Origin of the sequence: Variovorax sp. LjRoot290 (assembly GCF_964253985.1) — a bacterium.
GTDB lineage: Bacteria > Pseudomonadota > Gammaproteobacteria > Burkholderiales > Burkholderiaceae_C > Variovorax.
In genome coordinates, this window is sequence record NZ_CAXURW020000001.1 from 4062310 (window position 1) to 4084753 (window position 22444).

Consider the following 22444-nt stretch of genomic DNA (forward strand, 5'->3'; position numbering starts at 1 on the left):
GCGTCAAAAGCCTCCCAAGCCACGGTGGCCCGGCTCCATCGAGGCCTCCTTGCGCTTGACGGAACCTGGGGCGTTCTGATCCCCGACCGGCTTGACCGCGTCTGCCTGGTCGGCGGCGCTGCCGCCCGTGGATTCGGTCGCGTCGGCATACTCGCTGTCACTATCGGCTTCCGCAGGGACAATGGTTGCCGGGCTCTCGGGAAGAACCTTCGATTTGTCAGTGGACCGTGGACGGGACGGTGTCTGCTGAGTGGCCATGACGTGCCTCCTTCGGTTGGAATGACAACGTACACCGCGCCTCTCGGCAATGCATGTAGGAGCGCACCGCAGTGGAGTGCCGAGCTGGGCGCACTCATCGCCTCAGCTTGCACCTCGCTGCCTAGCTCATCGCGAGTCCGGACTGCACACGGTCGTGCTCGGACCTGCGAAGCAGATCGAGCGCCACGTCGACGATCATGTCTTCCTGGCCGCCCACCATCTTGCGTGCGCCCAGCTCGACGAGGATGTCCACGGTCTTCAGGTCATACTTCTTCGCGGCCGCTTCAGCATGGCGCAGGAAGCTCGAATAGACGCCCGCATAGCCCAGTGCCAGCGTCTCGCGATCGACGCGCACCGGACGGTCCTGGAGCGGGCGCACCAGGTCGTCGGCCGCGTCCATCAGCTTGTAGAGATCGGTGCCGTGACGCCAGCCCTGGCGCTCGGCCGCCGCGATGAACACCTCGAGCGGCGCGTTGCCGGCACCGGCGCCCATGCCGGCCAGGCTGGCGTCGATGCGATCGCAGCCCTCTTCCACGGCCACGATCGAGTTCGCCACGCCAAGGCCCAGGTTGTGGTGCGCGTGGATGCCGGTCTGCGTATCGGCTCTCAGCACCTCCTTGAACGCTCGGAACCGGTCCCGCACGTCGTCCATGCCGAGCGCGCCGCCGGAGTCGACCACGTAGACGCAGCTTGCGCCATAGCTTTCCATCAGCAGCGCCTGCTCGGCCAGCTTCTTCGGCGTGGTCATGTGGCTCATCATCAGGAAACCCACCGGGTCCATGCCGAGCTCGCGCGCGTATTCCAGATGCTGGCGAGACACGTCGGCCTCGGTGCAGTGCGTTGCGACGCGCACGATGCACGCGCCTGCATCGTAGGCGTTGCGCAGGTCGTGCGTGGTGCCGATGCCGGGCAACAGCAAGGTTGCGACCTTTGCGGTCTTGACCGTTTCGGCCGCTGCCGCGATCCATTCGACATCGGTATGCGCACCGAAGCCGTAGTTGAAACTGGAGCCTTCCAGCCCGTCGCCATGCGCGACCTCGATGCTGTCGACGCCGGCAGCGTCCAGTGCCGCGGATATCGCCTTGACGTCCGCGATGCTGTACTGGTGGCGAACGGCATGGCTGCCGTCACGCAGGGTGACGTCGCTGATATAGAGCTTGTTGCCCGGCGTCATGCGATCTCCTTCAGGCCGCGAGCGATGCCGCTGGCGATGCGTCGTTGCGCCATCAGGTCGGCGCACGCGAGCGCGGCCGAGGTCATGATGTCGAGGTTGCCGGCGTAAGCCGGCAGGTAGTGCGCGGCGCCTTCGACCTCGAGGTACACCGAGGTCTTGAGCCCATGGCGCAAGCCAAGCTTGGGCAGGTTGAGCGGCCGGTCGGCGGGGATCACGTCGAACTGCACGCGCTGCTTCAGGCGGTAACCAGGCACGTAGGTCTGCACACTCGCCACCATCTGCGCGATGCTGGCTTCCACCGCCGCCTGGTCGGCCGCTTCGGACAGTACGAGCACCGTGTCGCGCATGATCAGCGGCGGCTCCGCCGGGTTCAGCACGATGATCGCCTTGCCGCGCTCTGCGCCGCCGAGCTTCTCGATCGCGGCCCGGGTGGTTTCGGTGAACTCGTCGATGTTGGCGCGCGTGCCGGGGCCGGCGCTCTTGCTCGAGATCGATGCGACGATCTCGGCATAGTGCACCTTGGCAACGCGCGACACGGCGGCCACCATGGGGATGGTCGCCTGCCCACCGCAGGTCACCATGTTCATGTTGCTGGCGTTCTCGGCATCGAGGTTGATCGCGGGGATCACGTAGGGGCCGATGGCAGCGGGTGTCAGGTCGATGACCTGCACGCCATGGGCCTGCAGCACCTCGTTGTGGCGCTTGTGGGCACCGGCCGAGGTGGCATCGAACACGATGTCGATGTCGCGGAACACGCCGAGCTGCACCAACCCTTCGATGCCCTCTGCGGTAGTGGCGATGCCGAAGCGCTCGGCGCGGGCCAGCCCATCGGACTTCGGGTCGACCCCGACCATCGCACCCATCTCGAGGTGCTTGCTGTTGCGCATGACCTTGATCATCAGGTCGGTGCCGATATTGCCCGGGCCGATGATTGCGACCTTCAGTTTGTTCGTCATGTTGCTTCTTTCAGTTCGCGAGCAGCTTGGCCGTCGCGTCGGCCACCTGTGCACTGGGTGATTCGGAGGGCGTTTTCGCCTGGATGTCGGACACCAGGCGGCCCCCGCGTCCCCAATGGCCTGACGGGTATTCGTGGAGAAGGACCCGCACTGCGTCGAGCGGCATCTCGAGGCTGTCTGCCATGGCCTGCGAAACGCTCTCTATCAGCCGGCGCTTCTTCTCGGGGCTGCGCCCCTCAATGATCTTGATCAAGGCAATGGGCACGGTTCACTCCTCGACGTGGAAGCCGGCGGTTCCGAGGCGCTCCATCTCGATCGAGATGTACTGGCCCGGCTTGATCCACTCGGCGGGCGTGGCGCCGCCAGCCATCACCACCCAGCCGGCCTGCAGCGGCTCGCCGGCCGCCGCCGAGAGGCGCGCCGCGGCGACCAAGGAGCGCAGCGGATGGCCCAGGATGGCGGCGGTGGAACCGACCTGCACCACGCGCCCGTCGATGCTCATCGTCAGGCCCAGATTGCTGAAATCCTGGTGCGGGTCGCTCCAGGCACCGATCACGAAGCCGCTCGACGATGCGTTGTCCGCGATCACGTCGGGCAGGCTGAACTTGAAGTCCTGGTAGCGCGAGTCGATGATCTCGAGCGCCGGCGCCACGGCTTCGACCGCGGCGAGCGCCTCGGCCGCGGTGACGTCGCCGGCCAGCGCTTTCTTCAGCACGAAGGCCAGTTCCGGCTCGACGCGCGGATGCACGAAGCGCGCAAACTTCACTGGCGTGCCCTCCTCCACCTGCATGCCGCTCGACAGGCGCCCCCAGATGAGGTCGTCGATGCCCATCTGAACCATCTTGGCGCGGCTGGTGAAGCCCATCTTCACGCCGACGCGGCGCTCGCCGCGCGCAACGCGTCGCTGAACGGAGGCGGATTGGATCGCGTAGGCCTCGGCCAGCGAGAGCTCGCCCTTCGGGTCGATCTGCGGCACCGCTTTGGCGTGACGGGCCGCATCGTCCAGCAGTTGCGCGAATTCGGGTGTCTGGCTCATTTGCATTCCTTCGCGGCGGCAGCGGCTTCGAATACGGCCTTGACGCCTCCGAGGCCGTTGATGTGGGTTTCGAACACGTCGCCCGGCGCGACCGGCACCATCGGGCCGAGTGCCCCCGAGAGCACCAGGTCGCCGGCGCGCACCGGCTGGCCGAGCGCGGCCATGGTGCGGGCCAGCCAGACCACCGCATTGATCGGGTTGCCCAGGCATGCCGCACCCGCGCCGACCGACACCGGCTCGCCGCGGCGGTTCATGACCATGCCGCACAACCTGAGGTCCAGCTCCCTGAGAAGCCGCGGGCTTCCGCCCAGGACGAAGGCGCCAGACGATGCGTTGTCCGCGACCGTGTCGACGAACCGGATGTCCCAGCCCGCGATGCGGCTACCCACGATTTCGATCGCCGGAAGGACGTGGTCCACCGCCTTGATGACGTCCGCGTGCCCGGGGTTGCCCATGTCAAGGTCTCGGCCGAGCACGAAAGCAATCTCTGCCTCGACCTTCGGCTGCTGGAGCTTCTGCATGGGAATCGGCTCAGCGTCCCCGAAGCTCATGTCATCGAAGAGCACGCCGAAATCGGGCTGATCGACGCCGAGCTGCGCCTGGACGGCGCGCGCCGTCAGGCCGATCTTGCATCCGACCACGCGACGGCCTTCGGCCAGTCTGCGCTCGGTGTTCAACCGCTGGATGGCGTATGCATCGGCCGCATCCAACTCCGGGTAGGAGACTCTCAACGGCTGGATGTAGTTGCCGGTCCTGCCGGCGTTCCATAGGGCGTCGGCTGCTTCAGCCAGCACGGCGGGTTGGGAAGGCATGGGTTCTCCGTTGCCCGCGCGCGGCGGGCAGATTGAAAATTCTCGGATGGGGATACCGGGCAGACTCAGCCGCCGGCCACGGTGCTCAGAGGGCGCGGTCCTTCAGGCCCACCTTGCTGTAGATCTCGTTCACGTGCTTCTTCACGCTTTCGGGCGTGGTGTCGTCGACCGGCATGTGTGCCCAACCCACCTTCGCGCGGGCGTGCTGGCCGATCTCCTCGTCCTGGTCGCCCGTCGCACCGCTGATGCCGTAGGCGCCGACCATCTCGTTGCCCTTGAACACGGGCGCACAGCCACCGGAGGCAACCACCTGGCCGTTGGTGAAGACCGATGCGTTGGCCAGCATCTGCGGGTTGCGCTCCTTGAACCATTGTTGAATGACCAGGCCGTCGCTGAAACGCGGGCTCATCGAGCGGAAAGCGGCGACGGTGAATGCCTTCGCGCGGGCCGTGTCCGGGGTGATGAAGCCCGCGTCGTCCATGCGCTCGAGCGCGATCAGATGGCCTTCGGGCCCGACGATGGCAACGGAGATGGGCACCCCCATCTCGGCAGCCTTCTCGGTGACCGCCGCGATGAACTCGCGGCACTCGGTAGCGCGCAGTTTGGACATTTCGATATTCCTTTCTGAAGAAAATGCTTCTCTCACTCGGGCTTGATGCCCGTCTGCTGAATGAACTTCGACCACCGCGCGCCCTCGCTCTGCAGGAAGCGGGACAGCGCTTCGTCGCTGGTCTTGAGAACGTCGATCGCCTGCGCCTTGTAGATCGCCTGGATCTCGCTCGAATCGAGCGCCGCGTGGGCCGTGGTGCGCAGCTTGCCGATGACGCTGGATGGCGTCTGGGCCGGGGCCACCAGCCCCATCCACACCGAGGTGTCGAAGCCCTTCAACCCCAGCTCGTCGAGCGTGTGCAGATCCGGCGCGCTCGAGGTCCTGCGAGGGCTGGTGACGGCCAGCGCCACCAGCTTGTTCGCGCGCACGTGCGGCAGCACGGTCGAAGCCGGCGAGAACATGAGCTGCACCTGGCCGCCGAGCAAGTCGGTCACCGCGGGCGTGCTGCCCCGGTACGGAACGTGGACCATCTTGACGTCGGCCATCAGTGCGAACAGTTCGCCAGACAGGTGGGGCGAGGTGCCGACGCCGGATGATGCATAGGCCAGAGAGCCCGGCTTGGCCTTCGCGAGTGCGATGAGTTCGGCAACGGTCGCGACCTTCAGCGAGGGATGAACCACCAGGACATTGGGAACGTTCCCGATCAGCGTGATCGGCTTGAAGTCTTTCAGTGGATCGACCGCATTGGCGCCCGGGAACGCAGCGTTGATGATGTTGGCGATCGTGATCGCGAAGACGGTGTAGCCATCGGGCTGCGCCGTGGCCACGGCCTTGGCGGCGATGTTGCTGCCGGCGCCGGGCTTGTTGTCCACGACGAAGGGCTGGCCCAGGCGCCTGGACATCTGCTCCACGACGGCACGCACCGCCACGTCAGTTGCTGTGCCGGGCGGGAAACCCACCAGCACCTTGACGGGCGCGCTCGGATAAACAGGTTGCGCTGCGGTCCATGACGGCAAGGCGGTGGCAGCAAACGCTGGCACGGCGGCGAGGAGTTCACGGCGTTTCATGTCTCTGTCTTTCTGTTGAGGGTGCAGACCGGGTCTCTCCATCGGCTTGCATGGCAGTGATTAGAAGACGCGCGTGGCTATGATTCAATCGAGACTTTCCAATCGAATGATTGGCTCCGCTCATGAATGTGACTCTCCGCCAGCTCCGAGCTTTCGTGCTGGTCGCGCGGCTTGGCAACTTCACCCGTGCCGCGCAGGCCATGCACCTCACGCAATCGGCACTCAGCCTGCTTGTGCGCGAACTCGAAGGAGCCATCGACAGCCGGCTGTTCGACCGCACCACGCGAGCCGTGGCCCTGACGGCGGCGGGCAGCGACTTCTTCCCGCGCGCGGAACGGGTGCTGGCCGAGCTCGAGTCGGCGCTCGCGGGCGTGGACAAGCTCGTGGCGAGGGAACGCGGGCGCGTGGTGGTGGCGGCGCCGCTGATTCTGTCCAGCACCTATCTACCGCCGATCCTCGCCGCCTTCGGCGCGCAGTACCCGGGCATCGAAGTCGTACTGCAGGACACGCTGCCCAATCAGGTGTTGCCGCTGGTGCGCAGCGGTGCGGCCGACGTCGGTATCGGCACCTTCGCCTCGGATGAAGCCGACATCCAGCGCACGCTTCTCTTCTCGGAAGCCATGGCAGCCGCATTCCCGGCGGGGCATGCGTTCAGCCGCTTGCAGCAACTGACCTGGGCGGATGTCGCGCAGGAGCCGGTGCTCGCATTGAGCCGCGGCAGCGTGTTCCGCGACCTCACCGAAGCGGGCTTTGCGGCTGCCGGGCTGATGCTGAAGCCCGCAAGGGAGGCCAACTATGCAGGCTCGCTCATCGGGATGGTTGACGCCGGGCTCGGCGTCGCGATCCTCCCTGGCTATGCGGTGAAGCTGACGGACCCTGCGCGCATCGGCTGGCGCCGTGTAGAAAACCCCCTGATCGACCGCGAGGTCTCGCTCGTGCAACGCGCGGGCGTTTCACTCTCCCACGCGGCGCAAGGCTTCGTCGACTTCATCGTCGCGCCGCGGGCTGCGCAGCAACCAACACCGACCAAACGGGTTCGAAGCAAGGTGCGCTAGAACGCGTGGCGGATGCCGAGGTCGTACCCACTTGAAGTTCGCGGCGCAAACACGCTCGTGCTGATGAACGCCGGCCCGCCCACCGTCAGTGCAGCGCCGTTCTTGTTGCTGACGCGAGCGACAGTTGCATACAGCGCTGTGCGCTTGGACAGGTTGTGCACATAGCTGAGGCTGAACTTGCTGGCTTCCGGATTGGGCACCGGCGCTAAGGCTGTGGGCGCCGAATTCATGTCGTACCTAACGCGCGAATAGGCGGCGCGAATGAGGCCCGGACCCACGGGGACGGTGGCTCCGATCAGATAGCCCTTGAGGTCGGTATCGGGCAAAGGGACCAAGGGCGCGACTGCATAGTCGCGCGTTCTGCTGACGCGAGACAGTTCGCCGAAAAGCTTGACGATGCCGAAGTCGTACGACGCGCCCAGATTGGCCGTCTTCACATAGTCGGTGGTGCCCGCGAAATAGTCGTCGCCCGCAGTGCTGCTGCCATAGGCGAGTGCAATGTCCAAGGGGCCGTTGGCATAGCCGATGCGGCCTCCCACATAGCGGCCGGCGCGGGTGTTTGCGACAGGGCCGGCGTTCACCTGGCCGGTGAGAGGGTTTACGCCCGGCGGCGTCGCGGTGCCTGGATCGTAGGTGTTGTTCTCGTGCAGCGCATACATGAACTGGCTGTAGAACCCGCCGAGCGCGGGGGGCAGGAAGTAGCCGATCGAGTTGCTGGCACGTATGTAGTTGGCATTGCCGCCAAAACCGCCGGCACCACCGGTGGGATTGAAAAGGCTGGCTGAAGAGATCAGGTTGGCGCCGACGCCGACCGCGGCAAAAGGGTCGTACACCGTGTCGTTCCAGAAGGTCGGCGTGAAGTCGCGCCCCAAGCGAATTTCGCCGAATCCGCCCATGAGGCTCACGGTGGAACGCCGGCTGAAGTTCGCGAGGCCGGTCGCGCCGTCGTCGTTGGTGATAGGGCTTTCGAGCCAGAAGCCGGCTGCGAGCCCGCCGCCAAGATCCTCCGTTCCTCGGAAGCCCAGGCGGCTGTTGTTGTATGCCGAGTTCGCCAGCGCGGTGCGGCTGACGGAGCGCGACCCTTGGTTGACGTAGAGCGGCGACGCCGGCGTTGCGGAGTTCCGGTCCTCCGACTTGCTGGCGTAGTGGCTGATCGACGCATCGACGACGCCGAAGATCGTGACGGACGACTGGGCGCATGCAACGCCGCTCGAGCCGAGGGCGAGCATGCCAAGCAATGAGCTCTTCAATTTGTCTGCATGACGTACACAAGGGTTGCGCTTCACGTTGTTGTCTCCTGTTTTCGTTGTGATCCGGGCGGGTTGGCCGGCCGGTGGATCAGGCCGATCCGGTTTGTGCTATCGTTAGCATAAATTCTATGAAGACTGCTTCGAGAAAGTCAACGACTTCGATGTGCGTTTTCGTCAGAGATGCGACGACTCTCTGGTGAGAGCGCGCGACGTTTGGCAGGGGTGGCGCGGCTTGGCAAGCTGCCTACGCTGTGCTATCGTTAGTGCATTCCTGCATTCATCTCATTCGATGGTCACGATCAAAGACATTGCCGCCCGCCTCGAGGTTTCCGCGTCCACCGTCGGGCGGGCCTTGGCCGACGACCCGCGCATCAGCTCCGCCATGAAGCAGAAGGTGCTCGAGATCGCGAACGAGTTGGGCTATGTCGCCAACCGTGCAGCGCGCATGATGCGCGGCGTCTCCAGCAATCTGGTGGGCCTGGTCGTTCCGGATATCCGCAACAGCTTCTACTCGACCATCGCGCATGCGCTGTCGAAATGCCTGGAGAGCGCGGACCTGCAACTCACGCTGTCCGAGACTGACGACGACCGCCTGGTCGAGCTGCGCCATATCCGCGAACTCACCAGCGTCAACGTGGCCGGCATCATCATCGTGCCCACGGCCCGGCCGCATCCGGAGTCGGTGCGCCTTCTCAAGATGACGCCGCGCATCCAGTTGCTGCGCAGGCATGCCTCGCTGGGCGAGCACTGGTTCGGCATCGACGACACGCAGGCGCTCTTCCAGGCGACCCGTCACCTGGTCGAACTCGGCCATCAGCGCATCGCCTATATCGGCGGCACCACGGACCTGCCCACCGGAGCCGCGCGGCTGCAAGGCTTTCACAACGCCCTCGCCGGCAGCAAGGCGGCCACGCATGCGCGCGAGGAACTCGGAGTGCCGTCATCGACGGACTTCGGCCGTGATGCGATACGGCGCCTGCTCGCACTGCGCAGCCCGCCTACGGCGGTGGTCCTGGGTTCGGTCCAGAACACGCAGGGCGTGCTGGAGGAACTGCTGGCAAGCGGCGTACGCGTGCCCGAACAGTTGTCCGTCGTCGGGTTCGGAGACGAGTTGGGCTTCAGATGGTGGGGACCTGGTCTCACGACCATGAGCCTTCCTGTCTCCGAGTTGGCCACCGCGTGCGGGCTCTGGTTCATCCATCAGTTGAAGCAGAAGCCTGCAAGCGCGGCGCCTTACAGCTCCGTCTCACCCCCCACGCTCGTTGTGCGCGGCAGCACCCGGCCGGTGGACGCGGCAAACGCCAAGCGCGGCCAAGCACGTCAGCTCGCCGGCTAGGCACTCCACCGTCCGATCCATCCAGACCATGAATCACACCGTCCTGCTCACCGACTACGCCTGGCCCGACGACAGCATCGAGCGGAACATTGTCGAAGCCGCCGGCATGCGCCTCGTGAGCGGTCCGGCGACGCCGTTGCCTGCGGATGGCATTGAAGTGCTGGCGCGCGAGCATCGGCCTTCGGCCATCCTCACTTGCTGGGCTCCTGTATCGGCTGGCGCCATCGCCGCTGCGCCGGATCTCAAGATCGTTGCCAGGCTTGGCGTAGGGCTCGACAACATCGCGGTCGATGCCGCGACCGCGCGGGGCATCTGGGTCACCAACGTGCCGGACTATTGCGTGGAGGAAGTGTCCGACCATGCGGTCGGCTTCGCGCTCGCGTGGACGCGCGGTCTGGTTCGCTTCGACCGCGAAGTGCGCGCCGGTCGCTGGGATCCCGCGACGGCCAGGCTGCGCCGCCTTGCCGCGCTCACGTGCGGGATCGTCGGTTTCGGGCGCATAGGCCGCGCGACCGCGCGCAAGCTCGGCGCCTTCGGCTGCAGGGTGTTGGCACACGATCCCCACCTTGCCGACGGCGGCGAGGGCGTTCAGAGCGTGGATCTCGGCACCCTGCTCTCACGCAGCGACATCGTGATCGTGCACGCGCCGCTGACGGAAACGACACGGCATCTGATCAACCGCGAGCGGATCGCGCAGATGCCTCCCGGTGGCCTGCTGATCAATGTCAGCCGCGGCGCCGTCGTCGATACGGACGCCGTGATCGAAGCACTCGGCAGCGGTCAGCTCTCCGCCGCCGCACTGGACGTTCTCGAGTCCGAACCCGATGTTCCTGCTCAGCTCCGCACCCACCCCGGCGCGATGCTCACGCCGCATGTCGCCTTCTCGTCGGACGCATCGCTGGTCGAGCTGCGCAGGCGCGCGGCCGAGGAAGTCGTGAGAGTGCTGCGCGGCGAAGCACCGCAGCAAGCACGCAACGCGCCGGCGCAACGATAGCTCCGGCGCGCCTCGCTCGCCGATGGAGATCAGCGAAGCACTGCAAAGGTCCACTCTCTTGCGATAAGCGAGAGTCGGTTCACGGGACGAAGCACCAGCGGGCGGGCGAACTCACGCACCACTTCCCGCCGGGCTTCATCGCTCACGTACTCGACCGGCGACTTGCCGTCGATGCGGGCCAGCAGCAGGGCGGGCAGCAAGCGAGCGGCACGTTCTTCCAGATCCCCGCGCGGCTCCCAGCTGGCCTGCTCGAAGTAGGCATCGGTCAGCGCCGTGAAGGCCGCAAGCAGGGCCGCGCAACGGTCCGGACGGACGAGGCACTTCAGCATGAGGTGGTTCAGGCAGAAAGCGAGGTCGAAGGCGGGGTCTCCGTACCAGGCGCACTCCGCGTCGAGCAGCACGGGCCCGCGAGGGCCGACCAGGATGTTCTTCGGACTGACGTCGCCGTGCACAAGCGCGATGTGCAGCCCGGCCGTGCGCTCCGCCAGCTCCATCAGCCGAGCGGAGAGCGCCGGATGCCGGTGCGCCGTCGCGACGAAGTAGGGCTCGATACGCAGCGCCCGGAAGTTGTCCGTGGTGTCGAACGCGGCTGCGAGCTCGGCCTTTCCCGCACTTGCCGCATGCAGCTCGCCGAGAACATGCCCGACAGCACGCGCCGTGCTCGTCGAGACATCGCCGGCCATCAGTTGTTCTTTCCAGACCGGATGTTCTTCAGGTGCGAGAAAGGACATGGCGAAGAGGCCTGCCTCGGGATCATGGGCGAGCGGACGCGGCACGCTGTCGGGCGCGTGGCATGCCGCGAACTGCAACCATGCCCATTCGTACGCGTTGCGCGACACCGGGGCGTGCCAGTCTGCTGAAACCTTGAGCTTGGCAAGCGCGCGCTTGATGCAGAGCGATCGACCAGGGAGCTCGACGCGCCAGATATCGGACGACACCCCGCCCGCAAGCGAATGCCAACGCGCCGGTTCTTGCGGACTTGCAAGGCCCTGCGACACCAGGAATGCGCCGAGCGAAGATTCCGGACTGTTCACGCCGCGTCCGAAACCTGGGGAAGCACGACGTAGTTGCTGAAGCCGCCGTCGCGGTCCTTCAGGCCGGAGATGGCCTCGTTCACGCGCGAGAGCGGGAACGTTCGGTGCTCCAGGTACGACAGGTCGATCGTGCCCGTTCGGACCATCTCCGCCATCTCCTGGCCCTGTGCCGTCGTGAACCAGTTCGATCCGATCAACTGGATCTGTTCGTCCATCAGCCACTTCACGTCGATCGGCAGGTCTTCCGCCACGCCGCCCACATTGACCACCTTGCCGCCACGGCGCACACCCTTCATCGAGTCGAGCATGGTGGCTGCAGGCGCCTTCGCGCCCAATGCGCTGATGGTGAAGTCGACGCCCTCCCCGCCCGTGAGCGACTTGGCCCATTCGCCGCTGGACCCTTCGCCGAGCTTCATCACCTGGATGCGTTCGGGCGCAAGCGCCTTGATCCTGCTCAGCAGCCGTTCGTCGCGCCCGGTGCCGAGGATCTGCGACAGGCCCATGGCCAGCCCCAGCACCGTGGCTGCGACGCCCAGGGTGCCCGTGATGCCGTCGATCAGGGCGACTTGGCCGGGGCCTGCGCCCGCATTCTTCAGGGCGCCGTAGGAAGTTCCCAGATAGCCGAACCGCCCCGCCTGCTCGAAGCTCAGGTTGTCCGGAATGTTGACGATCGCGTACTCCGGCGCCGTCATGTATTGGCTGAAGCCGCCGTACGGATACAGGTCGAAGATGCGCTGGCCGTCCCGGCTCGTGCTGAAGTAGCCATTGAGGGTGAAGTAGCGGCAGTGGCTGCGCTGGCCGGCGCGGCATGCCTTGCAGGAGCCGCAGGAACGCAGCGGACTCACGTAGACGCGGTCCCCGGGCTTGGCATTGATCACGGCTTCGCCGACTTCTTCGATGACCCCCACCGGATCCAGCCCGAAGACCGCCGGAAACCGCGGCAAGGGCTGGTGAGGGAACCAGGTCGGCCAGTTGTTGATGACGTTGGCCATGTTGGGGACGATGCCGCACGCCATCACCTTCACCAGCACGTCCGTGGGACGGGGTTTGGGAATCGGGATCGTGTCGAGCGACATCGGGGTGGCGAGCGCGTGCAGCCTTGCTGCGATCATGGTTCTGTTCATATGGATCTCTTGCGTGAAGACCTCAGGGTGCGACGAATGCCGCCCCCGGAGGGCGAAACTTGGGCGGCCAGACGGTGACCCACTTGCCGTTCTGGGCCTGCTTGACCTTGGTGTCGGCCACGCCGCTGTTGAACCTGCCGTCGAAGCGACGCGTTCCCAGCACGGTGTTGACTGCATTGGCCCTGAGCCAGGCGGCCATGGCCTTGTCTTCGAGGCGGCCCACGGCGGTCGCTGCAGCCTCCAGGATCTGCCAGGCCGCGAACTCCGCTGCGGCCTGGTAGTCGACGTGCGGCCAAGACAGCCCTGCCGCCTTCGCACGTTCGCTGTAGGAAGCGACGAACTCGGCCGCCCCCGCGTTCTGCGTGAAGGGTGCGTGGTCCTCGAACCAGGTGAGCGTGGTCAGGCCGCCCGCCTGCGGATTCGACACGGTCGGCCCCGGCGCGGGAAATAGGTGGAACTGGCGCGCAGGCTGATAGTCGATGCGCTTCATGGCGTCGAGCAACTGCGTGGCCTCCAGTCCCAGCGCTCCCGACCACAGCAGGTCCGGCTTGGCGTCCTTGATGCGGGCCGCGATGCCGCCGAAGTCGCGCGTGCCGAACTCGTACTCGAGCGACAGCACGACCTTCAAACCCCGCCTGGCCGCGACCTCCTGTCCGCCTTTGGCGAGATCGAGGGCCGACGGAAACTTGCTTGTGACGAAGGCGATGGTTCTGGGCGGCGTGGCGGTACCGGCATAGGCGTCGAGCAGCACCTCGGTATCGGCCGTCCGCGGCTCCGGCCCCAGCGGAAGCGCGGGAAACTGCATGTCGTAAGGTGCCAGGCTCGGGTCGCCGAGGCTGCTTTGGATGAATAGCTTGCCGAAGCGCTGTGCCACGCCCATCGCCGCGATGATCGAGCTGGTGCCATAGGGCCCCATCAGCAGATCGACCTTTTCGGCCGTGATGAGGCGCTCGTACAAGGTGCGCGTGTTGGCTGGCTGCGACTGATCGTCCAGCAGCATCAACTCCAGCTTGCGCCCCAGCAATCCACCCCGTTTGTTCAGCGCGTCGACGAACACCTCGCCGGCGACCTTGTGGATGCCGCCCACCGGCGCGAGCGGTCCGGTGAGAGGCAGCGTGCCGCCGACGCGGATCGGCCCGACGCCGCCCTGCTGTGCGCGCGCCGGCAGGCCATGTGCGAGCGCCAGGCTGCCTGCGACTGCAAGAAAGGCGCGACGCTGCAATTGGGATTTCGTTGTGCTCATGGTTGTCTCCTTGAACGCGGATGAACGGCTTGGACGATGCCGGCGCGGTGTGCGGCGGGCTTCATCGGTATCCGTCTTCCAGCTCGATGGAGAGCGCTCCCATGATGCGAACGCCGGAGTTGTACCAGCCGATCGTGAGGACCAGCTCCACCTGCTCGCGCTCGGACAGGAAGGCGGCGGCCTTGCGCCACGTGGGCTCGCTCACATCGACGCGCAGGGTGGACTCGCGCGCCAGCGCCATGACGGCGCGTTCCTCTTCGTCGAAGAGCGGGGAGCTTTCGAATGCGGGCACGGCCCGGAGTTGTTCGGCACTGATGCCTGCCTTCAGTCCGTGAGACTGGTGATGTGCGATCTCGTACGCCGACGAGGTGCAGTGGCCGACGGTGAGGATCGCCAGTTCGCGCAGCTTCGGGCTCAGCTTGGAGCCGCGCAGCGTGTTGGCATAGGAGATGAACCCATCCAGGATCTGCGGAGCGTGCGCCAGCGCCCTGAAGATGTTGGCGGTGGGCACCTTGCGCTCACGTTCCAGCCTGTCGAACAGGGCCTGATCGGCGTCGGTGTCCGAACGTTGGAGATATTTGACTCGCGCCATGGCTTTGACCTTTCTCGTCTTTACTTCTGAGAGGAGAGCTTCAGCGCATAGCTCTCCAGCGTTTCGGGATTGGGTTTCTCGGCTGGTTCGATGAGGGAGGCACCCGCGAAGTCGGTCGCCTCGAAGTACCAGCGAGCCGGGGCCGGCAGTCCCCAGCGCACGTTGGTGCTCAGCGAAGCGGCCTCCCACCGGACGGGCTCGATCTCGATGTCGATCGTCTGGTAGTGGCTGTTGAACAGTTCCACGCGGTGGCCATCCGGATCCCGCAGATAGACGAACAGCATCCCGCCCGGCCCATGTCGGCCCGGCCCCCGCTCCACCGAAGCGGAGTAGCCGTAGTTGCCTGCCAGATCGCAGGCGGTAAAGATCTGGTGCGACTCCGGGACGGTGTAGGCGAAGTGGTGCAAGCGAGGCCCCTCGCCCTGCACGATCGCCAGATCGAGGCAGGTGCCCTTTCGGTACATGAAAGCGCCCAGCAGCTTGTCGCCATGGGCGATGTACTCGGAGTTTCGAAAGCCCAGCCGGCTGTAGAACTCGCACAGCGCATAGGTATCCGGCGCCAGCAGCTGATAGTGATCGAGACGCTGCGCATGCGCGCCGGTGAAGCTCTCGCGCTTGAGATACATCCGCGGCAGCGTCTTCATCTGGGCGCACAGCTCGATCCTGGTCCCGATCGGATCCTCTACGTGGAGCGTTCGCCCCTGGTGCGGAACATCGACCCATTCGGCAGAGAGTCCCTCGGCCCTGAAGAACTGGTAGGCGCTGTCGAGGTCTTCCTCGAAGAAGACGCGAAAGCCGATTCGCTTGCAGGTCTGCTCGCCGCGCGACTGCACCAGCACCAGGCTGTGATGGCAGGCTTCAGCCAAGCCTCGGAGGTAGCAAATGCCTGCGCCCTCCTCCGAGACGACGAGTCCGACGATGTTGACGTAGAAGTCCCGGCTCTTTGCGAGGTCCGAGACATGGAGGACGACGTGGCTGGCACGCGTGATGTTGAACGGCGGACGAAGGTTGACGGCGGGCAGCATAAAGGACCTCGCGGATGGGTTGTTGAAGAGGGATGGACTTGTTGCTCAGGCTTCGGCGCGCTGCGTTGACAGCGCTTGTGCCGTACGAAGCAGGCCGATTTCAGCGATCAGGTCGTCGATGGCTTCGAGCGCGAATGTCAGGCTCGCGGGGTCTGTCAGTCGCCCGCCTTCGATCTTTCCGTTGACGCCGGCGATCACGACCTGCGGTCTCGAGATGACGCGCGACAGGGTGCCACCCAGCGCTTCGCGCAGCTGGGCTTGCGCGCGCACGCCGCCGGTGAATGCCGGCGAGCTGGTCATGACCAGCACCGGCTTGCCTTTCAGCGGGGAAGCAAATGCCGGTCGCGACGCCCAGTCGATCGCGTTCTTCAGGACGCCCGGCATTCCGAAGTTGTACTCCGGGGAGCACATCACGACACCGTGGCTTGAATCGATCGCCGCCTTGAATTCCCGCACGGAGTCGGGAAGCCCGGGCCCGTCGAGGTCCTGGTTGTACAGGGGAATGCCGTCGAGCGGCAGCAGCGTCATCTCCACGCCCGATGGCAGCGATGCCTGGAGCGTGCGGAGAATGGACGTGTTGCTGGAAGCTTGTCGCAGGCTGCCCGAAATGCCTGCCAGCCGGATCGTATTCATGGGAATGACTGCCTTCTAGTGTGGCTTGCGCCGTGTTGATGGAACGAGGAACGGCAATGCGGACCACCCGCTGAACACCGCGTCGCGGCCCAGCGATTCCTCGATGCGCAGGACCTCGTTCCACTTGGCCATGCGCTCCGAGCGGGAGAACGAACCCACCTTGAGCTGGCCGGCGTCCCAGCCGACGCAGAGATGCGCGATGGTCACGTCCTCGGTTTCGCCCGAGCGCGCCGAAACGATGGTTCCAAAGCCCGCCTGCTTGCCGGCGGCCAGCGCCGCGTGCGTCTCGGTGATGGTGCCGGCCTGGTTGGGTTTGATCAGCACCGCGTTCGTGCATCCTTCGGCGGCGGAGGCCGCCACGCGGGCCGCGTTCGTCACGAGAAAATCGTCGCCGATGATCTGGCAGCGGGCGCCATAGGCTTCGGTGAACTGACGGAAACCCGCCGGGTCATCCTCGGCGAGCGGGTCCTCGATCGACAGGATCGGATACGCGTCGAGCCAAGCGCCGAGCATCGCGATCATTTCGCCGGTGTCGAGGCTGCGGCCATCGAGCGCAAGCGCGTAGCGCCCGTCGCGGCCGAATTCGGAGGCTGCGATGTCGAGGGAAATGCCGACCTGCTCGCCCGGGCGCAGGCCGGCATCGGCGATGGCCTGCATCAGCATGTCCAGCGCCTGTTCGTTGCAGTCGAAGGCTGGCCAGTAGCCTCCTTCGTCGGCGACCCCCTGGAGCTTGCCTGCCTTCTTCATCAGGGCGCCGGCGGCGCGGTAGATCTCCGCGGTCCATTCGAGCGCCTCGCTGAAGCTGCCGGCAGCGGGACACATCACCATGAAGTCCTGCACATCGACGCGCCGCGCTGCATGCGCGCCACCGCCAAAGATCTGCACTTCGGGCAGCGGCATGCGCACCGGCCGTTCGCCGGCGAGATAACGCCACAAGGGCTGCCCCGCCGCCGAAGCTGCGGCGTGCAGCACCGACATCGAGGTGGCCACGATCGCGTTGCCGCCCAGGCGGCTGCGGTCCGGGGTGCCGTCGAGTGTCACCAGACGCGCGTCGATTCCGGCCTGGTCGCGTGCATCGAGCCCAACGAGGGATGCCGCGATTTCCCGGATCGAGGTGAGCGCCTTCGTCACATCCAGGCCGCCGAAGCGCGTGCCGCCGTCACGCAACTCGAGCGCCTCGCCGCTGCCGGTGGAAGCGCCAGCGGGCGCGATGGCGCGAGCCACGGTTCCGCACGCCAGGGCGACCTCCGCCTCCACCGTCGGGCGTCCGCGCGAATCCCACACGCGCCGCCCGTGCAGCCGCGTGATTCTTGTATCAGTCATGAGAATGTCCTGTGTCGAATGGCGTGTTGTCCCGTGCCGCAGCCGAAGCCCCGATCAGCACGAAGGCGAGCGTCGCGCAGCGCTCGCTCTTGTTTCGCCACGCATGGCGGGTTCCGTTCTGAACCACCACGTCATGGCGCCGAAGATGTGCCGAGCGCCCCTCGTCGAGCTCGAGCCAGATCTCGCCGTCGAGCACGATGCCGTAGTCCACGGTCTCGGTGGTGTGCATGCCATCGGGTTCGAAGCGCTCGGCCAGCCCCGGGCTGATCGCCAGGTTTTCTGCGGCAGCGGCGGCCGGATCGAAGCCCGGCGCCGAGAACACGCTGTCCGGCGGGAAGGTGACGATCAGAAAGCGCGTCGCACCGGATGCCGGAACGATGTCGGCGACGGCTGGCGTCGGGTCCGCGCCGTCGAAAGGCAAGCCGGGCACCGGCGCGGTGGCCCACACGAGCCGGGACACCATGCCCGGAATGTGCTGGAAGGCGTTGGAACGCGGGACCGTCGTGTCGAGCGTCACCGCCGACGCGCCGCCCCCATCGTGCCCGGTGACGAGCCGGCGGACGGCAAGCGGCACCCCTTCGTCATGTGAGAAATCAGACGCCAAGATAGGCCTCCCGGATGCGAGGGTTGCTGAGCAGCGTGTCGGGTTTGCCCGAGGTCACGATCCGACCTTGCTCGATGACATAGGCGTGGTGCGCCATCTCGAGCGCCTTGTGGATGTTCTGCTCGACCAGCAGCACGGCGACGCCACGCTCGTTGATCGTGCGGATGATCCGGAACATGTCGTCGACCACAGCCGGCGAGAGGCCGAGCGAGGGTTCGTCCATCAGCAACAGCCGGGGGCGCGCCATGAGCGCGCGGCCGATCGCCACCATCTGCTGCTGCCCCCCGGACATCGAGCCGGCAATCTGGTGTCTCCGCTCCTTGAGGATCGGAAAGAGCGAGAACACCTTGTCGAGCGAGCCTTCCCCCGAGGCACGCGCTTCGGCGCGATAGCTGCCGAGCTCGAGATTCTCGAGAACGGTCATGTGGGTGAACAGGCGCCTTCCTTCCGGGACGATGGCGATGCCGTGGTCGCACACGCGATGGCCCGGAATCCGCGCGATGTCCGTGCCGTCGAGCCGGACCTCACCCTGCCTCGGGCGCAGGATGCCCGCGATGGCGTTGATCAGCGTGCTCTTGCCCGCGCCGTTCGGTCCGACCACCGCGACGATCTGGCCGGCGCCGATGTCGAGGGTCGCATCCCAGAGAGCCGGCGCATCGCCGTAGGACACGTGAAGGTTTCGCACTTCAAGCAGCATGGGCGGTCCCCAGGTAGGCGCCCACGACGCGGGGATCCTGCATCGTTTCACGCGGTGGCCCCAGGGCGAGCAGCGTCCCCTGGTCGAGCACCGCGATGCGATCGGCGAGAGCGACCACGGCGCGCATCAGGTGCTCGACGAAGACGATGGTCGTGCCGCCCGCCCTGATCTTCCGGATCATCGTGATGGCCTGGTCGACTTCGGTCGGCGTCAAGCCGCAAAGCACCTCGTCCAGCAGCAGAAGCCGTGGCCGAGCCGCCAGCGCGCGGGCGAATTCGACGAACTTGCGTTCATGCAGATTAAGCGCGGGCGGCAGCGCGTCTGCCTTGGCCTCCAGTCCAGTGAATGCAAGCCAGCGACGGGCCAGCGCGTCCGGACTGCTCTCCCCTGCCGTCTCGCGCGCACCACCGAAGAAGGCGCACAGCCGCACGTTCTCCAGCACCGTCAGGTGGTCGAAGAGGCGGGGAATCTGATAGGTGCGCGCGATGCCGCGGCGCGCGATCTCATGGGGTGCCAGGCCGTCGATGGCCGCGCCCGCAAGCTGGATGGAGCCGGAGGTGAGCGAGAAGTGCCCGCTGATCATGTTGATCAGCGTCGACTTGCCGGAGCCGTTCGGCCCGACAAGCGCCAGGATCTCCCCCTCGTAGACCTGCAGATGAACACCCTGCAGCGCCCGGATGCCACCGAAGGACTTTGTGACGCCGCGGCATATCAGCAGCGGCCGTCCGGTGGCAGTCTGGATTGCAGGCGACTTCATCACAACCACGTTGCGAAGCTCTTGCGCAGCCGCAGGCGCGGCGTCCTTCCGGCGCACCAGACGACCCAGCAGGCTGGGGGCGATCCCTCGGGGCAGGACCAGAATCACCATCACGAGCGCGAGCGCGACGCCGGCACGACCCAGTTCGGCGTGCCCGCCGCCGATGAAGATGCTCAACGCGACGGTGATCAAGGTGGCGCCGATGGCGGGCCCGGCCCAATGACGGGCGCCACCGAGGATGCTCATGAGCACGACGTACAGCGGCACGGTGATCGAGAAGGTCTCCCCGACGGTGACGTAGCCCACGTAAGCGGCCTGGATCGCCCCCGCCGCACCGGCAATCGCCGAGGAGATGGCAAAGGCGATGAGCTTGTAGTGCAAGGTCGGCACGCCCTTGACTTCCGCCACGTCCTCGTCGTCATGGATCGCCAGCAGACCCGCCCCCAGGCGCGAGCGAAGGACCCGGCGCGAAACGGCGAGCGCGGCAAGCGCAAGCGCGAGCCCCAGGAGATAGATGGCGCCGGGTACCGTCGTGCCGAACTGCGGGACGGAGACGTTGCTCAGGTAGATCCCGCCGCCGCCGTCGAGCGGCGTGTTGGAGATGATCGCGGCCAGCACGAAGGTGACGGAGAGCGTCAGCAGCGCGAAGAACTCGGCGCGCAGGGTCTTGATGCGGAACACCACGAGCCCGATGCCGAGCGCCAGCGCGGCCGCGATCGCCGCCGCCGCGGGAACTGTCAGCAGAAAGGGCACGCCCCATTTGCCGGCCAGCGTGGCCGTCGTATAGACGCCGGCACCGAAGAATGCCGCGTGGCCGAAACTCCAGTACCCCGAATAGCCGCTCAAGATGCCCCAGCTCGTGGCGAGCGCAATCCAGAAGAAAACGACATAGAGGTACGACAGGTAGAAGTCGGCGACGCCCGAGTAGGGAAGCGCGACCAGAAGCGCGACGGCCGCAACTGCCGCCGTCCGGGCAGGCTGTCGGGTCAGAGCCATTTGGGCCTCCACAGCAGGAGGACGATCAGGATCGAGAAAGCGACCAGCGGCGCCCAGGCGGGATTGACCGCCGCCATGGTGACCGACTCGGACACGCCGATCAGACAGCCGGCGGCAAGAGCGCCGAGCGGCCTGGCCAGCCCGCCGATGATCACGACCGCAAAGACGACGCCGATCCAGGCCTCTATCTGAGAGGGCGCGAGCGTCGAGGTCAGCGCGATGAACACACCGGCGACGCCGGCCGAGGCGGCGCACAGGCCGGCAAGAAGGTACGACAGCCGCCTGGCGTTGATGCCGAAGGCTGCCGCGATAGCGCCATCGTGGGCGGCGGCGCGCAATGCCTTGCCGAGCAAGGTCCGGTTCAGCCCTGCCCACGCGGCGACTGCAAGGAGCGCCGCGCAAGCGAAGGCGGCGAGCTCGGGCACGGGCACGAACACTGCTCCGATCCGCAGCGATTCCTGGGCGTAGCCGGACTCGAACTTCCGGAAGTCCGCAGACCAGATCCATTGAATCAGGGACTCGATCAGGATCGTGATCCCGAAGGTGACCAGCATCGACGCGAACTCGCTGACCTGAAAGCGCACGAAGAGCGCGTGCAAGGCGAGCCCGGCGACGAAGAACGCAGGCACCACGACGAGCGCCGACAACCACGGCGCAATGCCGAACTGCGTTCCCAGCTGATAGGTGAGGTAGGCACCCAGGAAGGCCAAGGCGAAGTGGCTCAGGTTCACCAGGCGCAGCAAGCCCCAGCTCAAGCTGAGTCCGAGCGCGAGCAACCCGTAGATGCCACCGAGCAACAAGCCGCCGATGGCCGATTGTGCGAGCAGCGTCAGGCTCATGATGCGCGCGCGCCCGACTCGGGATCCCGTCCGGGCGATGCGGCGCCGACAGGGGCGAACCGCAGATGGTGTCCAACTTTGCTCATGAGCGAATGTCTCCTTGTTTGTGCTAACGTTTGCGCATATTCTTGCAAACGCGCAATCGGCTTGTCAACGATCTTTCGAAAATTATTACTTGTAGATAGCCTTCGTTGACAATCAATGCCTCTCAGGCTAACGTTAGCACTAGATATCGGTCCCAACGGAAGAAAACGGAACCACACCCATGCACATCGCCAGATACGCGTTGGACGAATGCGTCCACTACGGAGTCATCGAGAACGAGACAACGATCGTTCGACTGGAGGGTTCGCCGCTTGACGGCCTGAAGCGCAGCGGGGCCATCGATGCGCTTGCGGCTGTGTGCCTTCTCGCCCCCATCGAGCGGCCGCGCGTGTTCGGGCTCGGCTACAACTACACCGCGCATTCGAACGAGGTCGGGAAGGCGGTTCCTCAGTTGCCCGTGCTGTTCATGAAGCCGAGCACGACGGTCATTGGTCCGAACGAGTCGATCGTCTACCCCGACGATGGACAGAACATCCACTTCGAGGGCGAGCTCACTGTCGTCATCGGCAAACAAGCGCGCCACGTGTCCCCGGCGAATGCGCTGGACCATGTGCTCGGCTACACCTGCGGCAACGACGTGAGCGATCGGGTGCTGCAGCGCCGCGAAAGCGAATTCGGCTGCCTGCTGGCAGGCAAGGGTTATGACACCTTCGCGCCGATGGGGCCGGTGATCGCCACCGGACTGGACCCTTCCAGGCTCGGAATCATCACGCGGGTCAACGGCGCCGTGCGCCAGGACGGCACGACCGCGGATCTTCTCTTCTCGGTGCCTGCCATCGTCTCCTACCTCAGCAGGTACATGACCCTGCTGCCGGGCGACATGATCATGACCGGCACCCCCGCGGGCGTCGGCCCGATCCAGGTGGGCGACACCATCGAAGTCGAGATCGAGGGCATTGGCATCCTGCGCAACGATGTCGTGGCGGAGGATCGCGGCAACGCGCCGCGTTCGTAGCGAACGGCCGGTCCCGCGGTCGGACAGGA

General features: G+C 65.9%; 24 protein-coding genes. 4 read left to right on the forward strand and 20 right to left on the reverse strand.

Going from position 1 to position 22444, the window contains the following annotated elements; genetic code table 11:
* Positions 1–3: 3 nt before the first annotated feature.
* From ACSQ9A_RS20220 to ACSQ9A_RS20255, 8 genes are all read right to left on the reverse strand, one after another.
* Entirely contained in the window at positions 4–258 is a 255-nt protein-coding gene (locus ACSQ9A_RS20220) for a hypothetical protein (protein ID WP_436304907.1), read from the reverse strand.
* Positions 259–379: 121 nt separating this feature from the next.
* Entirely contained in the window at positions 380–1432 is a 1053-nt protein-coding gene (dmpG, locus tag ACSQ9A_RS20225; RefSeq protein ID WP_436304908.1) for a 4-hydroxy-2-oxovalerate aldolase, read from the reverse strand.
* A complete protein-coding gene (locus tag ACSQ9A_RS20230) occupies positions 1429–2388 on the reverse strand; it encodes an acetaldehyde dehydrogenase (acetylating) (protein ID WP_436304909.1) in 960 nt (319 codons plus the stop codon). The genes dmpG and ACSQ9A_RS20230 overlap by 4 nt, the downstream gene beginning before the upstream one ends.
* A gap of 10 nt (positions 2389–2398) precedes the next feature.
* A complete protein-coding gene (locus tag ACSQ9A_RS20235; RefSeq protein ID WP_093102809.1) occupies positions 2399–2653 on the reverse strand; it encodes a 4-oxalocrotonate tautomerase family protein in 255 nt (84 codons plus the stop codon).
* A 3-nt stretch (positions 2654–2656) separates the two neighbouring features.
* Positions 2657–3424, reverse strand: a complete 768-nt coding sequence (locus tag ACSQ9A_RS20240; RefSeq protein WP_436304910.1) for a 2-keto-4-pentenoate hydratase — start codon at positions 3422–3424, stop codon at positions 2657–2659.
* Positions 3421–4236, reverse strand: coding sequence for a 2-keto-4-pentenoate hydratase (gene mhpD / locus ACSQ9A_RS20245; RefSeq protein WP_436304911.1), 816 nt, complete (start codon positions 4234–4236; stop codon positions 3421–3423). The genes ACSQ9A_RS20240 and mhpD overlap by 4 nt, the downstream gene beginning before the upstream one ends.
* Before the next feature lie 85 nt (positions 4237–4321).
* Positions 4322–4846 (reverse strand): GlcG/HbpS family heme-binding protein, encoded by a 525-nt coding sequence (locus tag ACSQ9A_RS20250; protein ID WP_093102805.1) that lies wholly within the window; start codon positions 4844–4846, stop codon positions 4322–4324.
* 32 nt (positions 4847–4878) lie between these two features.
* Complete coding sequence (locus ACSQ9A_RS20255) at positions 4879–5853, reverse strand: tripartite tricarboxylate transporter substrate binding protein (RefSeq protein WP_436304912.1); 975 nt, start codon at positions 5851–5853, stop codon at positions 4879–4881.
* A 122-nt stretch (positions 5854–5975) separates the two neighbouring features.
* Between ACSQ9A_RS20255 and ACSQ9A_RS20260 the strand changes: the two genes are divergently transcribed.
* Positions 5976–6908: a LysR family transcriptional regulator gene (locus ACSQ9A_RS20260; RefSeq protein ID WP_093102801.1), complete on the forward strand. Its 933-nt coding sequence runs from the start codon at positions 5976–5978 to the stop codon at positions 6906–6908.
* On the opposite strand, the gene ACSQ9A_RS20265 is transcribed toward ACSQ9A_RS20260, so the two are convergent.
* Positions 6905–8158, reverse strand: a complete 1254-nt coding sequence (locus tag ACSQ9A_RS20265; protein WP_436306331.1) for a porin — start codon at positions 8156–8158, stop codon at positions 6905–6907. The two genes, ACSQ9A_RS20260 and ACSQ9A_RS20265, sit on opposite strands and share 4 nt — an antisense overlap.
* Positions 8159–8447: 289 nt before the next feature.
* Between ACSQ9A_RS20265 and ACSQ9A_RS20270 the strand changes: the two genes are divergently transcribed.
* Together ACSQ9A_RS20270 and ACSQ9A_RS20275 are read left to right on the forward strand one after the other, a co-directional pair.
* On the forward strand, positions 8448–9494 hold the full coding sequence (locus tag ACSQ9A_RS20270) for a LacI family DNA-binding transcriptional regulator (RefSeq protein ID WP_436304913.1): 1047 nt from the start codon (positions 8448–8450) through the stop codon (positions 9492–9494).
* Positions 9495–9522: 28 nt separating this feature from the next.
* Positions 9523–10488, forward strand: coding sequence for a C-terminal binding protein (locus ACSQ9A_RS20275; RefSeq protein WP_436304914.1), 966 nt, complete (start codon positions 9523–9525; stop codon positions 10486–10488).
* Between the two features lie 29 nt (positions 10489–10517).
* Here the strand turns inward: ACSQ9A_RS20275 and ACSQ9A_RS20280 are convergent, their stop codons facing one another.
* The 11 genes from ACSQ9A_RS20280 to ACSQ9A_RS20330 form a co-directional block, all read right to left on the reverse strand.
* A complete protein-coding gene (locus ACSQ9A_RS20280; RefSeq protein WP_436304915.1) occupies positions 10518–11522 on the reverse strand; it encodes a phosphotransferase family protein in 1005 nt (334 codons plus the stop codon).
* Positions 11519–12646, reverse strand: a complete 1128-nt coding sequence (locus tag ACSQ9A_RS20285) for an alcohol dehydrogenase catalytic domain-containing protein (RefSeq protein ID WP_093102794.1) — start codon at positions 12644–12646, stop codon at positions 11519–11521. The genes ACSQ9A_RS20280 and ACSQ9A_RS20285 overlap by 4 nt, the downstream gene beginning before the upstream one ends.
* 22 nt (positions 12647–12668) lie before the next feature.
* Complete coding sequence (locus ACSQ9A_RS20290; protein WP_436304916.1) at positions 12669–13889, reverse strand: amino acid ABC transporter substrate-binding protein; 1221 nt, start codon at positions 13887–13889, stop codon at positions 12669–12671.
* Between the two features lie 61 nt (positions 13890–13950).
* Positions 13951–14481: a carboxymuconolactone decarboxylase family protein gene (locus ACSQ9A_RS20295; RefSeq protein ID WP_093102792.1), complete on the reverse strand. Its 531-nt coding sequence runs from the start codon at positions 14479–14481 to the stop codon at positions 13951–13953.
* 20 nt (positions 14482–14501) lie between these two features.
* Positions 14502–15506, reverse strand: coding sequence for a VOC family protein (locus ACSQ9A_RS20300; RefSeq protein WP_093102791.1), 1005 nt, complete (start codon positions 15504–15506; stop codon positions 14502–14504).
* Between the two features lie 45 nt (positions 15507–15551).
* Positions 15552–16139 (reverse strand): NADPH-dependent FMN reductase, encoded by a 588-nt coding sequence (locus ACSQ9A_RS20305; protein ID WP_436304917.1) that lies wholly within the window; start codon positions 16137–16139, stop codon positions 15552–15554.
* Between the two features lie 15 nt (positions 16140–16154).
* Entirely contained in the window at positions 16155–17462 is a 1308-nt protein-coding gene (gene eno / locus ACSQ9A_RS20310; RefSeq protein ID WP_436304918.1) for a phosphopyruvate hydratase, read from the reverse strand.
* Positions 17455–18066 carry a cupin domain-containing protein gene (locus ACSQ9A_RS20315; RefSeq protein ID WP_436304919.1) on the reverse strand — a complete coding sequence of 204 codons (612 nt, stop codon included), beginning with the start codon at positions 18064–18066 and terminating at the stop codon, positions 17455–17457. The genes eno and ACSQ9A_RS20315 overlap by 8 nt, the downstream gene beginning before the upstream one ends.
* Positions 18056–18763 carry an ABC transporter ATP-binding protein gene (locus tag ACSQ9A_RS20320; protein ID WP_093102785.1) on the reverse strand — a complete coding sequence of 236 codons (708 nt, stop codon included), beginning with the start codon at positions 18761–18763 and terminating at the stop codon, positions 18056–18058. The genes ACSQ9A_RS20315 and ACSQ9A_RS20320 overlap by 11 nt, the downstream gene beginning before the upstream one ends.
* Positions 18753–20516: a branched-chain amino acid ABC transporter ATP-binding protein/permease gene (locus ACSQ9A_RS20325; RefSeq protein ID WP_436304920.1), complete on the reverse strand. Its 1764-nt coding sequence runs from the start codon at positions 20514–20516 to the stop codon at positions 18753–18755. The genes ACSQ9A_RS20320 and ACSQ9A_RS20325 overlap by 11 nt, the downstream gene beginning before the upstream one ends.
* Positions 20507–21355, reverse strand: coding sequence for a branched-chain amino acid ABC transporter permease (locus tag ACSQ9A_RS20330; RefSeq protein WP_093102782.1), 849 nt, complete (start codon positions 21353–21355; stop codon positions 20507–20509). The genes ACSQ9A_RS20325 and ACSQ9A_RS20330 overlap by 10 nt, the downstream gene beginning before the upstream one ends.
* A 265-nt stretch (positions 21356–21620) precedes the next feature.
* Here ACSQ9A_RS20330 and ACSQ9A_RS20335 point away from each other — a divergent pair, with 265 nt between their 5' ends.
* Positions 21621–22415 (forward strand): fumarylacetoacetate hydrolase family protein, encoded by a 795-nt coding sequence (locus ACSQ9A_RS20335; RefSeq protein WP_436304921.1) that lies wholly within the window; start codon positions 21621–21623, stop codon positions 22413–22415.
* Positions 22416–22444: the final 29 nt, after the last annotated feature.